This window comes from Acetobacterium wieringae (assembly GCF_001766835.1).
GTDB lineage: Bacteria > Bacillota > Clostridia > Eubacteriales > Eubacteriaceae > Acetobacterium > Acetobacterium wieringae.
The window spans coordinates 111,632-127,643 of record NZ_LKEU01000050.1 but is presented as its reverse complement, the minus strand read 5'-3'; the positions used below and the strand labels follow the sequence as shown (position 1 = coordinate 127,643).

Genomic DNA, 16,012 nt, shown 5'->3' with positions numbered 1-16,012 from the left:
GTGTTCTCAGACCGGGGGTAAAACACCACCGAAATAATCAAAACATGTGAAGTAAAAAAAATTAAAAAACCGTTGCCAAAACAGCGGTTTTTTAAATGACATAAATGATAAAGATGTAGACATACAAAGGGAGGCTATATGAAAAGTATAAAGAGAAACGTGATGATTCTGGCGATGAGTGTGCTCATCCTATTGTTTAGTACAATTGGGGTATCTGCAGCAACACTGGAGACAGAAGCGATTGGGGTTCAATATCGGGGCCATGTCCAAAACAAAGGCGATATGCCACAACCGGTAGGAACGATGGTAAAAGGCCCAGATGCATTAGGGACTCGGGGGGAAAGTTTGCGGGTCGAAGGTTTTTGGATCGAACTGACTGGCGATGTGCCAGAAGGTGCCGCCATTAAATATCAGGTTCATGTCCAGAATGAGGGCTGGATGACACCTGAAGTGAATGGCGCATTTGCTGGCACCCATGGAAAATCCCAACGGGTCGAATCGATCCGGATCAGTTTAGAAAACCTGCCGGGTTACGATGTTTATTACCGCGGCCATGTTCAAAACGTCGGCGATGTCCCACAGGTTAATGGCGACTGGGGATGGAAGAAAAACGGTGAAGAACTGGGAACCACCGGCTCGTCACTCCGTCTTGAAGAATTGCAGATCAAGATTGTTAAGCAATCAGATGTTACCTATGACAAAGCTGGTACCTATGGGCCAAAAACTGGCGAGGAAGTTGTTCACAATAACGTCGTGATTAATACCCCGGATGTCACCTTACAAAACATGCACATCACTGGTGATCTGACCATTGGCGAAGGAGTCGGTGAAGGGGATGTAACCCTGAACAATATCACCGTTGATGGTGATACATTCATTCGTGGCGGTGGGAAAAACAGTATCCATATTAATGGCGGGGATTACAATAAGATTACCGTCCAACAAACATCCAGTGGACAGGTTCGAATTGTAGCCACTGATGCGACTGGTCTGGAAGTTGTGATTTCCGAAGATGCCGGTGGCGAAGACATTATCCTGGAAGGTGCCTTTGAGAATGTTCAGGTGGATGCCCCCGACGTAAAAATATCGACGCAAGGTGATACCACCATTAAGCAAATGAATATGGGTGAAGCAGCCAAAGGCAGTGAAGTTACCTTAGGTTCAGATACAAAAGTAGAGAATCTGGTATTGGATGCCGAAGTAGATGTTAAAGGACAGGGAACCGTTGAAAAGGCTAAAGTTAATTCTGATGGCATTACCTTTGAAAAAGCACCGGTGAAACAGGATGTGGCGCCAGATGTAGAAACACCACCAGTTATCACCCCACCAGCGGAGAAACCACCAGTTACCCCACCGGGTACCCCGGGTGGCGGTAGTGGCGGTGGAACACCAACTACGACAGCAATCATTGGGGTATCAATTACTGGCGATCAGAATGTCGGATCAACACTAACAGCAACACCAAATCCAACAAATGGCACTGGAACATACCAGTGGATGAGAAGTGCAACACCAATCGGAACATATGAAGCCATTATCGGAGCGACCTCAAAAACTTATGTTTTACAGAGTGGCGATGCGACGAAATTTATTAAAGTTGTAATAACGGGAAATGGCAGCTATACTGGAACACAAACCAGTGTGGCCACCAGTGCGATTACAAACCTAAAAGAGATAACGGCTTTTACGCCGTTAACACCCATTACTTTAAGCAGTAACGAAAATTTAACAGATCTTGCATCACTTAAAGCAAGCAGTAAATTACCCACCCAGGTAACCGTAACAGATGGTTCCACGCCAGCATCGGCAACTATCACAAATTGGATCGGTACGTTTGACGGAACAACTACGGGAGCCAAAACCTTAACCGCAGTTTGGACAATGCCAACCGGTTATCGGGATCAAACAATACCGATCACAGTTCAGATTACTGTCAATGTCAACACAGCACAAACAACAGTGTCGAGCAGCGCTAAAGTAATCACCGGCACAACCATTGGAACTCTGGATGCTGGTAATATTACAGCGGTACCAGTTGGAACAAAGGTCAAAACTTTAAAAGACGGTTTGACCCTGTCACCCGATGCAACCTGCGAGATTGTGGCATCAAGTGACCCAGGGGCACTGGCCGTTACGGATCAGGAAAATACTAACGTGACGGGTACAATGGTCATTAAAGTAACCGCCCAGGATAACAGCATAGCGATGTACACCATTACCATGGCACCGGTAGTAAAATCAACAACGCCAACAGCGGGTACAACCACCGTAGCAAAAACAGCCCAAACACAAGCAAGTGTTGGCTTTACCCTGACTTCCAGCCACTCCGTCGGAGCCTGGAAAGTATTCTCGAATGCTGACTGCACAACGGCAGCAACAGGGGTATCGGCAACATTAAGTGGCAGTACGCTGACTTTAGCCCATGCGACCGATCTGCCAGCAGCCACTTATTATGTGGTATACAATGACGGAACCCATACTGACAGTGAGGCGCTGGCATTGACGGTAGGCGCATATGAAGCAAATCTCGTCGATGTCCTTAAGAATCCGCGGTTTGAAGCCTCAAACGGAACATCGTCGATATATTTTGATCAGCCCACCGATAAAACCGGTATTCAGAATTATCAGATTATGTTTTCGTCCGATAATGGTTTAAATTGGGATTATACAGCCCAGCTTTCAGTCGCAAATGAGGGCACACTATCACTTGATATGTCCGCTTTGGCGATTAATCTGAATGAAACAAAAGCGTTTAACAAAGTAAAGGTAATTAGCAATGTTGCTGAAAACAGTGACTATCAGCAAAATGAAACCTCCTTTGCGATTGATTTTACAATAACAAAGGAAGGCTCTGAATTGGCAATTGCTGTTGCTAGAAATGAATCGAACGATGTTGAAATCACACTGTCGGAAAATGCATTGGATGATGAAACTTATGCAATTCGGATCTTTGGTGCTTCGGGTGTTGGAGCATCGAGCACAATTACTTTTAAAGGCAGCTATATTACTGATAACGTGATTACAATGTCTCATGCAACACAACCAATTAGTGGACTTAGTGAAGGGGCAGTTTTCAAAGTCTGTAAAATCAACAAGTGTACAACTACCGGCTTAAGTGTAACACCCATGCAAGCAACCGGAGTCACAATCAATAATACACCACCAGCATTAAGTAGTGAAAAAGCGATCACAGCCACCACCGTTGGAACTTTAACCGGTGGCAACATTACCGCCCTTCCGGTTGGAACCAAAGTCAGTGCCTTGAAAGCTGACTTGACTGTATCAGATGAAGCCACCGTAGAAATCATCACCGGTACTGGTGGTTCAGTAGTGGCCGATCAAGCCAATGTGGACGTGACCCCTGACATGAAGATTGAGGTAACAGCCCAAGATAACAGCAAAGCGGAGTATACCATTGCAATGGGTGCGGTCGGTATCGCATCAAACCCACAAATTACCATTGTATCCGAAAGTGATACCTTTATAAAATATGATGCTCCAACAAACATGGCAGGCATCAGCGCTTTTGAAATCATGTTTTCAAAAGATGCCGGATCCACATGGGAAAATAAGAGAACGGTTATCGTTGATCAATTTTTTACTGAATGGAGTTTACAGGCTTATATGTCAGTAGTTTCCGGTTATGTAAATGAAACAACGACCTATAACAAAATGAAAGTAATCAGCAAAGCGAAAGCTGGATACCAGCAAAGTGAAAATCCAATGGATTTAAACTATACGATTACGAAGACCGGCGAAGCACTGGCGATTACAGCAACACGCAACGCAGAAGGAAAAGTCGAAATTAAATTGCCGGCGGAAAAAACAACAAATGAAACCTACATTTATCAAATATTAAATGCAGAAGGAAGTATTATCCGGTCGGATCTCATTTCTGTAAGTGCCGCGATGTATTGGGCAGCCAATGACACAATTGTTTTACCCAATGTCATCGTCCCAAGTAATGACTCACGAATCAAAATTAGTCGAATCACTGGCGGGTCTGAAACTGGACTTAATGCAACACCGTTACAAACAAATGGAGTAGGTATTACTGAAGCTCCTACCTTGAGTGATGAAAAAGCAATCACAGCCACCAGCGTGGGAACCTTATCCGGTGGCAACATTACCGCCGTGCCGGTTGGTACTAAAGTCAGTGCCTTAAAAGCTGGACTAACCGTATCCCCAAACGCTATCTGTGAGATTATGACGACCAATGCACCGGATGCTCCGGCCGTTACCGATCAGGAAAATACGGATGTAACTGCATTGATGGTAATTAAGGTGACCGCTCAGGATAATAGTTTAGCATCTTATTCCATCGCAATGGCACCAACCCTGGATGCCCCTCTCAACCTTCAAGTTGCAACGGGGAATGGAACAGCAACATTGCAGTGGGATGCGGTCGCAGATGCAGTATCTTACAAAGTCTATCAATCATCCACCAGTGGTGGCGTTGACTATTCAGAAATAGCCAATGCTGTAACAGCGACGTCCTATCAAGCAACCGGTCTTACTCCGGGTAAAACCTATTACTTTGTGGTCAAAGCTGTGGCAGCTGGCTATAGCGATAGCCCAGCATCATCAGAAGTAACTGCTATTGCCAATATCGATTTAACCGGAAACAGCTATTCTGGAAATAAGCTGGTGGTCACAAATGAATCCCTCAGTTTAGCAACCCAATCCACGGGGGCACTGAGCAATATCACAATGGATACACAGATTATTGATGGTCTGGATCAGGGTGCATACCGGATTAATCCGGAAATACCGGTAACGCAAGCACCGGGTGAACCGCTGGTCAACTCAAGTATGGAATCAAATATGACCCTTGCGAATGTCAACGATGAACGAAATTTTTACACGTATAATTATCAAACCCAACAATACGAAACAATCACAACACGATGCGCTTATGTTGGCATCCATTCCGAGATATGGGTAGACAAGAACGAAGCCGCTGGGACAACACTGACCGCTGAAGAAGCACAGACACTGGCAGCAGAGTTTGATCAGAACATCTATGACCTGATCATAACGAATTTCTATGCAGCTCCCGATGTGAATAATGACGCAAAAGTCGCCATTCTCGTTTTTGATATCAAAGATGGTTATGCTGGATCAGGAGGTTACGTTGGTGGCTACTTTAATGGTAATGATCTATACGATAGATCCAATTCGAATCAGTTGGATATGATTTATGTCGACACCTATCCTTTGATCGGAACAGAAAAAAATCTTGCCAATAGTTATTCAACTATGGCACATGAATTCCAACACATGGTTAATTTTAACTGTAATAAGGATCAGGGCGGCCAAATGGAGACCTGGTTAAATGAAGCCTTGTCACTGGCCGCTGAACATCTTTACGAAGGGGTTCAATCAAGTCGAATCAGTTATTACAACAATTCAACGCCCATTGCTGACGGGCGTTCGGTGATGGATTGGAATAACAGTGATTCACTGCCAAATTATGCTCTGTCTTACCTGTTCTCTCAATACTTGAGAACGCAGGCAGAAGCGAAATTGGGTGAAGGGATAAAAACCGATATTTACCAACAGATTATTGCCGATCCAGGTGATACAAACACAGCTTTAAGCAACGCAATTAAAGCCAATATTGATGCTGATATGACGACCGAGAAATTTATGACAAACTTCCGAGTCGCCATGGTTTTAAAAGCCAATAGCGGATCATATAGCTTTGGCAAAGATGCAGCATCCTTTAGCGGCGTTACAACCAAATTAAGTACCCAAACATCGGCTGATCTTAAGGGTGGTGGCGCCATCGTTAAGGGAATTAGCGGATCATTTACAGCGCCGGACCTGCATGGTGACACCATCACCTTCACTGGCGTATATTAAGCACAAGGGGACGGTTCTTTTGTGTTGTGCATTGTATTGAAGAATGGTACAATTTATAAAAAACGCAGGAGAATGAACCCATGCCAAGAAAAGCCCGAGAGAAAAGTGCAACCGCTGTCTATCATGTTGTTTTCAGAGGAATCAATCGACAGGTTATTTTTGAAGATCAGGAAGACCGTGTCAAGTATCTGGAATTATTAAAAGCCTATCAGGAAATCAGCGGTTTCAAAATCTATGCTTACTGCCTGATGAGCAATCACATTCATCTCGTGATGAAAGAAGGAGAAGAAGAGTTGGGAATCGTCTTTCGGCGATTGGGTGCTGGTTATGTCTATTGGTATAACTGGAAATACAATCGCCGTGGACATCTCTTTCAGGATCGGTTTAAAAGTGAACCGGTCGAAGACGATGCTTACCTGCTAGCCGTGATCCGATACGTCCATCAAAATCCTGTGAAGGCCGAAATTACCGATAATCCGATGGATTATCCATGGAGCAGTTATCACGAGTATTTAAGCGATAAGGGGCTTTGTGAAACCAATGATATTCTAAGTTTATTTTCAGAAGACCTGGCAAAGGCTAAAAAACAATTTGAAACCTTTAATCAATCTGAGGAAAACAGCCAATGCTTGGATATTGACGAAAAGAAGAGATGGAAAGATCCTGAGGCAATTGATTTGATAAAACAATTGGCCGTGGTAAAAAATCTTTCTGATATCCAACAATTAGACAAACTAAAGCGGGATGACGTGATCAGAAGTTGCAAAAGCGAAGGTTTGTCGATCCGGCAGATTGAACGGCTAACTGGAATCAGTTTTGGTGTTGTGCGTAAGGCTTAAGGGGAATGACACAAGTGAACCATCCCCCCCGATCAAGGATGAAAGGAAGGGATTAGGATGGTTAGAGATGGTCTGATTCACTATTGCGATTATTTAAAGCAGAATGGTCCTTTTGCAAGTCAGCAAATGATGATTATAACAGGAATTGTAATTGCAGTACTTGGTCTAATGGTTTTGATTTTCTATAAAAAGTGGACAATTACAACGACAATCGCCCGAGCCCTTTTGTTATTTTACCTCTATGTAATGACACTATACACGCTATTGGCAAGAACGGTTGCGGCTGAATATCTGTATAAGCTTCAATTGTTTTGGTCATATGGGTATATACAATCAACCCAGGACGGTTTGATCGTCTGGGAAGTGCTGATCAATTGTATGATGTTGATCCCGGTCGGTTTTTTGTTGCCGCTGTCCATTGAATCGATTGTAAAAAATGAACGGAAACGGGGCATTTTTGTATTGCTTTTTGGCCTGATCTTGACGGTAGCAATCGAACTGACTCAATTTTTTACACGAACAGGATTTTTCGAATGGGATGATATGATCCATAATATGATTGGTTTATTTGTTGGTTATGGCTATTATCTGATTGTCAGGAAAAAGTCAATTACCCGGTTTCACTGGTATTTCTGGCCGATGTTGATTGTATTGGTTGTTTTGTTTGAATTGACCAAAGATTCAATTTTCATGTAAATATAGGGGTTGGATTTCTTCATTTTGTAGAGAAAGAAAGGTTATAGATCAGGTGGTTAAGGTGAGAGCACAGAAATGAAAACACTCGAGATTTATGTTAATTTCTTCATCGAAAATGGCCCGTTTTCCAGCCGCAAGACGGTGGTAATCACCTTGATGGTCATCTTAATCCTGATATCACTTCTGATTATCAATCGCAAAAAATGGACAATTCAGGAAAAATGTTTTAAAATGGGAGTTTGGTTTTATCTGTATCTGATTTTTTTGTATACATTTATTGCACGTTCCAAAAAAATAGAAACAAATCTCAACTTGACACCGTTTTGGTCCTATCAACATATTCTGGAAACCCATGAATTAAGGATTGTGCTGGTGGTTTTGATTAATGTCCTGATGTTTGTGCCGGTAGGCTTGCTGGTGCCATGGGCGTATGAGAATATTTTGCATGAAGATGAGCAAAAAAAGCGAAATACCGTTTTACTCTTTGGATTACTTATCTCCCTGTCACTGGAGTTTTTGCAGTTATTTACGCAAACTGGTCTGTTTGAATGGGATGATATATTCCACAATATGATCGGAATGATAGTGGGCTATGGGATTTATCTGTTTCTAAAGGGCAAGCCTTTTTGGGAAGTGCACCGCTATTTTCTGCCAATGATTGGGGTGGGACTGGCTTTGATGATCGCAATGATTTAGCACAAGTGCCCTCCGTTAGTCTGTTACAGATGAAATGAAAAGACGATCCAAGCTGAAAAGCTTGGATCGTCTTTAATTTTGGGGTAGAGAATTGTTAGATCAAGGACACAAGAGAACCGTCCCCTTGATCGTCGTCCCCTTGATCACCTTCTTAAGGTAATGCGTTGTAAATAGTTTGGAATGAAGTTAATAAAGAACCTAAGCTATCATATGTGTTTGTGAACAAACTAGTTAACAAAGATTGTCTTTCAGGATCAGTAAGACCATTGTATTGAGTTTGAGCATACGTCAATGATGCAATCAAAGACGAGATTTGATAATTTGATAAATAAAGCGCTTTATGAGAAGCATCAAGACTATTAAGCTGAGTAAGAATCGTGTTCATAAACGATATTCTCTCACTAATTTGATCAAGTGTCGGTGTTGTATTATGATAAGAATTAGCTATTCGCATTTGTTCTTCAATGACAACACGGACATTAGCCAATTTGTCAAAATAATCACTTAAGATTGTGAGTGTATAGCCACCAGCTGGTTTGTTTCTAAGCATATCGGCAGCTAATGCAGTTTGTCTACCAGCAGTTAAAGTATTATAAGTATAGCTTCCACCATCGGTATAGGTTTTTGTAAGGAGTGTCAAAATTCCTAAAGCACTTGCATTATTTTCCAGTGCTGTTTCCATCGCACTTGCACTTGTCGCTGCATTTACAGCTGCCAAAGCAGCAACGGATGGATCAACTCCACCGCCACCACCTGGTGGAACAACGGGTGGAACAACAGGTGGCACATCAACGCCTGGATCAACGACCTGTTCTTTTGGTGCCGTTTCAAATTTGACGCCGTCGGCATTGACTTCGGCTTTATTAATGGTTCCGGTACCTTTGATATCAGCACCGCTATCGAGAACCAGATCACCAACAGTTGTGCCAGCAGCTAAGGTAACTTCACAGCCGGTGGCATCTTCGCCGATGGTCATGTTTTTAATGGTGGTATCACCTTGAGTTTTAACGACAAAATCTGGGGCATTGATGGTGACATCACTAAATAAACCTTCCAGGATAAGTTCTTCCCCAGCGGCATCTTCAGAGACGACGATCGGAATTCCACTAGCCGTGGTGCAGACAATACGTACATTGCCGGAAGCGGTTTTTTCGACAACGATTCTGGCATAATTTCCGCTATTGATATGGATACTGTTTTCACCACCACCGCGAACGAAGGTGTCGCCATCAACGGTGACGTTATTCAGGGTGACGTTGCCATCACCAACGCCTTCGCCAATGGTCAGGGTTCCTTTAATATGAAGATTCTGCAGGGTAACATCAGGAACATTAATAACGGCATCACCGCTTAGTTCTTCAGTACCTGTCTTGGGGCCGTAGGTTCCTGCCTTATCATAGGCTGTTGTGGTGGACGGCTGTTTTACAATTTTAACTTTGATTTCTTCTAAACGTAGCGATGAACCAGTTGTTCCCAATTCTTCACCATTTTTAACCCAGCCCCATTCACCGTTTACCTGTGGGATATTGCCAACATTTTGGACATGACCTTGATAATAGACATCATAACCAGGAAGGTTTACAAGTTTGATTCGGATGGATTCTACACGCAGACTTTCACCACGGGTACCAGCAAATTCACCAGCCTCTACAGGTGTCATCCAACCGTAGTTTTGAACGTGTACCTGATATTCCAGGTTTGCGCCTGCTGGTACATCACCAGTTAGTTCAAAGCAAAAGCCTTCAATCCGTAAACTTTCGCCTCTGGTACCAAGTGGTGTCGGACTGTTAACCCAAGGCATGTCGCCTTTGTTTTGAACATGGCCCCAATATTTTACGCCAATGTCTTCTACTGCTGCGGTATTTGTTACATCTGCACTTGTGTCAGCTTCAGTTGTGGCCGCAAAAACGCCAGTTGCAAAAAACACCGAAATCACCATGAATGCACACAACAGCCCGGAAGTTAATTTTCCGGTAATCATTTTTCTCATAACAGAATTCCTCTCCTTTTTAAATCATTTTTTCCGAAAACTTCTTAAAAACAGTTGATCAGTTATTTTTTAAACACTTCCTTTCGTTGCATGGTCATTTTTCTTTTTAGAAAATTTTTTGATGAACCAAATGATTCACCGTATTTAATTTGCATAAACATTTCACATTATACCATTAAAAAAAACAAAAAGATAGATGTGGCTTTTCATGTGACAAAAGTTTTTTAAATTCCGTCGTTTTTGATATTTTATTGATAGAAACGTTATTGAGAGTGATTTATTGGACTTATACACAAAATGTTTGACATATGTAAAACAATCAAGTGACAAAGACCTTAATTTATATGGTAAAATGATAAGCAATTAAAGCGCTGTCAATGATGACTCAAATAAGCAGGGAATTTTACTAAAATATATTGTATTCTAATAAGTTTATCGATATAATAAAAATAAAGACGACAGAAGGAATCAAAAAAGGAATAATGATACAGCGTTAATCGGTTTAATCGGTAAATTAATCGAATGATGCTCCAATAAATAAGGGAATCAAAATAAGTATAAGTGAGGTATAAAATGAAGTTAAGAGATTTGTTGAAATTTATTGACACTAGCTTAACGCTCGAGACAATGGGCGTCAAAGAGAAGCATGAATCAAAGTCAGCTCTTACCCAGGAACAAATGAACTGTATGGTAAAATCAATTGAGACCGATGAGGGAAACCTTTTAATAAAACTAGTTGATCCGAAACAGACGAATGCCTTAGAACAATATGAATATTGTTTTGAGTGTGGTATGTAAATAAAAAATAAAAAACTTTGTCGCTGGAGCAGATCACACCACGGCAAAGTTTTTTTTATGAATTGTAGTTATTATTAAATAGCAATAGTATTTCAATAATAAAAACTGTATAATAATGATTAAAATAAAAAGTGGAGTTTTTTTATTACCTACCTGGCGGTGCAGTGAAGCAAAAAAATGAGTTTATTTTGAAAGGGGCGAAAATCTGTTTCAACTACGAAAAAATTAACACTGACTAAAATTAAAACCCACGAATGCATCAGCAAATATTTATTAATACTTCAACAAAGGAGCGAAGCAAAATGAAATGGATTTATGATATGAAGATCACCCGGAAACTGGTAATCAGTTTTATTTTGTATCGCTGGTGGCAGGGATTGTCGGATTAATAGGTGTGCTTAATCTAAATAAAATTAATGCATCCTACATTGATTCCTACAATAATGTGACCACTGCGCATATGAGTACCGGAAACCTGCTTTCTAGTCTGGAAAAAATGAGATATCAATTAGTGGATATGGTTTTAGAATCCGATCCCAACGAAATTAAAAAAGATGCCGAGGAGATTGTCGCCGATAAAGAAATGATCAGCTCCTCAATGGATCAATTTGAAGCGACAATTGTAAAAGAAGAAGTGCGGGCAGAATTTGCCAAGCTAAAAGAAACCATTGCCGATGCTGAAAAACAGATTGATACGGCAGCCGATCTGGCAGCAGAAAACAAAGATGCAGAAGCCTTGGCAATGCTTGATGAAACGGGATCACTGACAGCATCTTTTGAAGCTGCGACCACAGAAATGGGTGAGCTTATCAAAATGAAGGTTGATTCCGGAGAAGTCCAAATCAGTGAGAACACGGGTGACACCAATACGGCAGTTACTCTTATGTCGGTTATAACAGCTTTAGGGATGACCATTGCCATTGCCCTGGGTATTTTTTTAAGTAAAATTATCGGAAAACCCATCCAAAAGGTTTCTGAAGGTCTAAAAGAGATGAATCAGGGTCATTTTATGATCCGTCTTAAGATGGATCGAAAAGATGAAGTCGGTGAGATGGCAGATGCATTAGATACTTTTTCAGAGAGCATTCAAACCGTGATTGTCGGTACATTAAACGATGTATCGGCTGGGGATGTCAGTGCCAACATTGTACCTCGGGATGATCAGGATGAATTGGCGCCAGCGCTTAAACAGATCATTGAAACCATTCGGGCACTGATTGCCGAAGCAAATAATCTGTCAGCTGCTGCCGTGGAAGGAAGACTGAACACCAGAGGTGATGCATCGGCTTTTACCGGTGGATATAGAGAAATCGTTGAAGGCGTTAATGCGACCCTGGATGCAGTAGTCGGGCCGCTGAATGTCGCTGCTGACTATGTGGAGCAGATCAGTCGGGGAATTATTCCGCAAAAAATTACGGATAACTACAATGGTGATTTTAATATCATAAAAAACAATTTAAACACCTGTATCGAAGGGTTAAGTGCATTATCGGAGGGTAAACGGATTCTTGAAAAGATGAGCGTAAATGATTATTCTGAAGAAATGACCGGTCAGTATCTGGGAATTTACGCCGATATTGCAAAAGCCATCAATGCGGTGCATGAACGTCTGATTCGGGTGGTTAATGTTGCTACGCATATTGCGACCGGAGATATGAGTGATCTGGAAACATTGCAGCAGATCGGCAAGCGAAGCGAAAATGATACCCTAAACCCCAGCCTGATTGCCATGATTAAAAACATTTTAAACCTGGTTCAGGAAACAGAAAGTATGGCCAGTATTGCCGTTGAAGGGGATTTGGCAAATCGGGGTGATGCCTCTAAATTCCAGGGTGAATTTGCCAAGGTCATCGATGGCTTTAATCAGACCTTGGATGCCATCATACAGCCACTGACTGAAGCAGCAGAGATTCTGGATTTGTTATCCACCGGAAATCTGAAAATTACAATGGCTGGTGAATACAAAGGCGACCATGCCAAGATCAAGAAGGCTTTAAACAATACGATCGTCTTCTTAAAACGCTATGTCGACGAAATTTCAGAAACTCTGGAAGCCATGGGACAGGGTAGCTTAAATCAGGAAATTACAAGCGAGTATCTGGGCGATTTCCTGCCGATCAAGATCTCCCTCAATGCGATTAATGACAAACTCAGCCAGACCATGCAGGAGATCAATGATGCCGCTGGACAGGTGGAAATGGGGGCCAGACAGATTTCCGATGGTGGTCAGAATCTGTCGCAGGGAACCACGGAACAGGCCAGCGCGATCCAGGAATTAACGGCATCGATTGAAGAAGTCGCCGGAGAAACTAAGCGAAATGCCATGAATGCCAATCAGGCCAATGAATTGGCCGTAAGAGTCCGAAAAAATGCCGAAGTGGGAAATGATCAGATGGAAAAAATGGTTACCGCCATGGATGAAATCAGTGATTCCTCCAATAATATTTCAAAAATCATCAAAGTGATTGATGACATTGCTTTCCAGACAAATATTCTGGCCTTGAATGCTGCTGTGGAAGCAGCCCGGGCAGGACAGCATGGCAAAGGCTTTGCAGTAGTGGCAGAAGAAGTTAGAACGCTGGCGGCCAGAAGTGCGGAGGCTGCAAAAGAAACCACGGGTCTGATTGAAGGCTCCATCGACAAAGTGGAAGTAGGCACCCGGATTGCCGATGAAACAGCTGAAAGTCTCAAAGAAATACTGAATGAAATTGAGCAGGTAACCAGTCTTGTAGGTAACATTGCCCAGGCATCCAATGATCAGGCATCGGAAATAGCGCAGATTACCAAGGGCATTGAACAGGTTTCCCAGGTGGTGCAAACAAATTCGGCCACGGCTGAAGAAAGTGCTGCAGCCAGTGAAGAATTATCAGGTCAGGCTGAAATGCTCAAACAAATGGTTGGCGCCTTTGAATTAAAACGTATTGGCCAGACGCAAAAAATACAAACTCGATTGGAGGAAAAAAAGGCGGTCAAAATCGAAGCAGATCTTTCCTTTGAACCCCAAATTGTGCTGGATGACAACGACAAATATTAAAAGACAGAATAATTGGTGATCAGCCTGATATTGATAAGAAACAGAGGGAATTATTAGAAAAACCAGGAACAGCTAACAACAAAGCCTTGCCGATGCAGTCAAACAGGATTGATCGGCAGGGCATTTTTAATAGATTGAGCTGATAAATAGGATGATAGTTGTTGCCGGTGGTAAAAATTTTGACACATCATGCGCTACAGGTTGTCTAGCCAAATTCGCTGTGTTAAAATATAAAAATAGTGCATAAAAAAACGATTCTGTTGTTTTACAGCCTAAGTAAACGATAGCCAAGTAAGAAGGTGATAAGGTGCTATTACAAAAAGAACGGCAAGATGTGGTGAAGTATTGCCGCAAGATGATTACGGCCGGATTAACCAAAGGAACCGGTGGCAACATCAGTATTTTAAGTCGGGAAAGGGGCCTGATGGCAGTCAGCCCCAGTGGCATCGATTATTTTGAAACCACTGAAGGAGATGTGGTGGTGATGGATCTCGATGGGAATATTGTTGATGGCAAGCGAAAGCCCTCCAGTGAATATGAACTGCACCGGATTTTTTATGTCAGGCGGGATGATATTGCAGCAGTGGTTCACACGCATTCGGTTTATTCCACCGTCCTGGCAACCCTGCGCCAGCCGCTACCGGCATCCAGTTATCTGGTGGCCTATTCAGGCTTGGATGTGCGCTGCGCCGATTATGCCTCCTTTGGCACCCGGGAACTGGCAGAAAAAACTTTTGAGGCGATGCAGGATCGCTTTGCGGTGTTAATGGCCAACCATGGTTTATTGACGGGCAGCAAAGATATTCTCAATGCCTTTAACATTGCCGAACAAATTGAGCATTGCGCCGAGGTTTATGTAAAAGCCCGGGCCATTGGCACCCCGGTGATTCTGGATGAGGATGAAATGGCAAGGATGGTCGTCAAGTTTGGTAGTTTCTACGGTCAGAAAATGTCCCGTGATGAACCAGATGAAAAAGATGAGTGAGGAATCGATGGAAAAAAGCAAGAATTTGACACGTCTGAAAAAAAATTACCTGGAAAAGAAAAAAACGGCGACAGAAAATAAAATGGTTTCGGGGTTTAAAATTGGGATTTGCGTAATCCTTTTCATAACTGTTATTTTTCTCCAGGTGCGGCTTTCAGCTTTAAGCAATATTGCTGGGGTTATTGCACAAATTCAAGTGATCGTGTCGGTCTATCTGGTGGTTGCGGTACGGGATAAAGGCTATCAGATTGCGGTGGCAATAAATATTTTGGCGTCATTGCTGGTGCTTTTCGGGGTGGTTATCGGTCAGAGTAATCTGGAGGCACTCCCGGGGGTGGTGGTGCCGCTGTGTACCATTATTACAATCAGTATTATTTCTTTTTATGAGCATAGTTTTAATACCAAGTTAAGTGAAATAACCGAACAGAAGAAGGAACTCAGCGCCCTATATGATGAATTGGCCAGTTCGGAAAAAGAATTCTTACAACAGAATGTTAAGTTGAAGGAACTGAACCGCAAAATGAAACAGCGGGAGGTGCGGCTCAATTATCTGGCCTTTACCGATGTCTTAACCGGACTGCCTAACCGTGAGATGATTATTGGTAAGCTGGATGCTCTGGTTGACCGCCATCAGGAAGAAGCGGCACAGTTTGCAGTGGTGTTTATCGATCTGGATAATTTTAAAAAAATTAACGATTATAAAGGCCATTATATTGGGGACTTGCTACTAAAAGCCATTGCCGATAAAATGAAGAAGATTATTTATCAGGAGGATATGCTGGGACGTCTGGGGGGCGATGAATTTACGCTGATTATTCAACGTGATCTCACTGAAAGAGAAATTTTAGAATATGTGGAAAAAATTCGCTCTGCACTGCTGGAGACCTTTGAAATTGAAAACATGGAATTAAATATCAGTGCCAGCTTCGGGATAGCACTTTGCCCCCGGGATGGAATCACCACGGCAGAACTGCTGAACTATTCGGATAGTGCCATGTACAAGGCCAAAGAATTTGGCAAAAATCGAGTACAATTCAGCACCGAACAGCTGTAGCCGTGGTGGTACTAATTTTAAAACTGATGGATGCGATTGCGAGTTTGGGTAAATT

General features: G+C 42.4%; 9 protein-coding genes. 8 read left to right on the top strand and 1 reads right to left on the bottom strand.

All coding sequences use genetic code 11. From position 1 onward, the window contains the following. The first annotated feature begins 138 nt into the window (after window positions 1-138). The 4 genes from ACWI_RS17905 to ACWI_RS17890 all read left to right on the top strand — a co-directional run bounded on the left by ACWI_RS17905 (window position 139) and on the right by ACWI_RS17890 (window position 8,096). On the top strand, window positions 139-5,865 hold the full coding sequence (locus tag ACWI_RS17905) for a fibronectin type III domain-containing protein (RefSeq protein WP_084633857.1): 5,727 nt from the start codon (window positions 139-141) through the stop codon (window positions 5,863-5,865). A gap of 80 nt (window positions 5,866-5,945) precedes the next feature. Further along, window positions 5,946-6,704 (top strand): transposase, encoded by a 759-nt coding sequence (locus tag ACWI_RS17900; RefSeq protein WP_070372808.1) that lies wholly within the window; start codon window positions 5,946-5,948, stop codon window positions 6,702-6,704. A gap of 57 nt (window positions 6,705-6,761) precedes the next feature. Then, complete coding sequence (locus tag ACWI_RS17895) at window positions 6,762-7,400, top strand: VanZ family protein (RefSeq protein WP_070372807.1); 639 nt, start codon at window positions 6,762-6,764, stop codon at window positions 7,398-7,400. Window positions 7,401-7,475: 75 nt separating this feature from the next. Next, window positions 7,476-8,096 (top strand): VanZ family protein, encoded by a 621-nt coding sequence (locus ACWI_RS17890; RefSeq protein WP_070372806.1) that lies wholly within the window; start codon window positions 7,476-7,478, stop codon window positions 8,094-8,096. 151 nt (window positions 8,097-8,247) lie between these two features. Here ACWI_RS17890 and ACWI_RS17885 read toward each other — a convergent pair whose 3' ends face one another. Next, window positions 8,248-10,086 carry a hypothetical protein gene (locus ACWI_RS17885; protein WP_070372805.1) on the bottom strand — a complete coding sequence of 613 codons (1,839 nt, stop codon included), beginning with the start codon at window positions 10,084-10,086 and terminating at the stop codon, window positions 8,248-8,250. Between the two features lie 573 nt (window positions 10,087-10,659). On the opposite strand from ACWI_RS17885, the gene ACWI_RS17880 reads away from it, so the two are divergent. From ACWI_RS17880 to ACWI_RS17865, 4 genes are all read left to right on the top strand, one after another. Continuing rightward, complete coding sequence (locus tag ACWI_RS17880) at window positions 10,660-10,884, top strand: hypothetical protein (protein WP_070372804.1); 225 nt, start codon at window positions 10,660-10,662, stop codon at window positions 10,882-10,884. Window positions 10,885-11,278: 394 nt separating this feature from the next. After that, window positions 11,279-13,918 (top strand): methyl-accepting chemotaxis protein, encoded by a 2,640-nt coding sequence (locus tag ACWI_RS17875; protein ID WP_070372803.1) that lies wholly within the window; start codon window positions 11,279-11,281, stop codon window positions 13,916-13,918. Between the two features lie 307 nt (window positions 13,919-14,225). Beyond that, a complete protein-coding gene (locus ACWI_RS17870) occupies window positions 14,226-14,903 on the top strand; it encodes an L-fuculose-phosphate aldolase (RefSeq protein WP_070372802.1) in 678 nt (225 codons plus the stop codon). Then, on the top strand, window positions 14,887-15,957 hold the full coding sequence (locus ACWI_RS17865; protein WP_175440981.1) for a GGDEF domain-containing protein: 1,071 nt from the start codon (window positions 14,887-14,889) through the stop codon (window positions 15,955-15,957). Before ACWI_RS17870 ends, ACWI_RS17865 begins: the two co-directional genes overlap by 17 nt. Window positions 15,958-16,012: the final 55 nt, after the last annotated feature.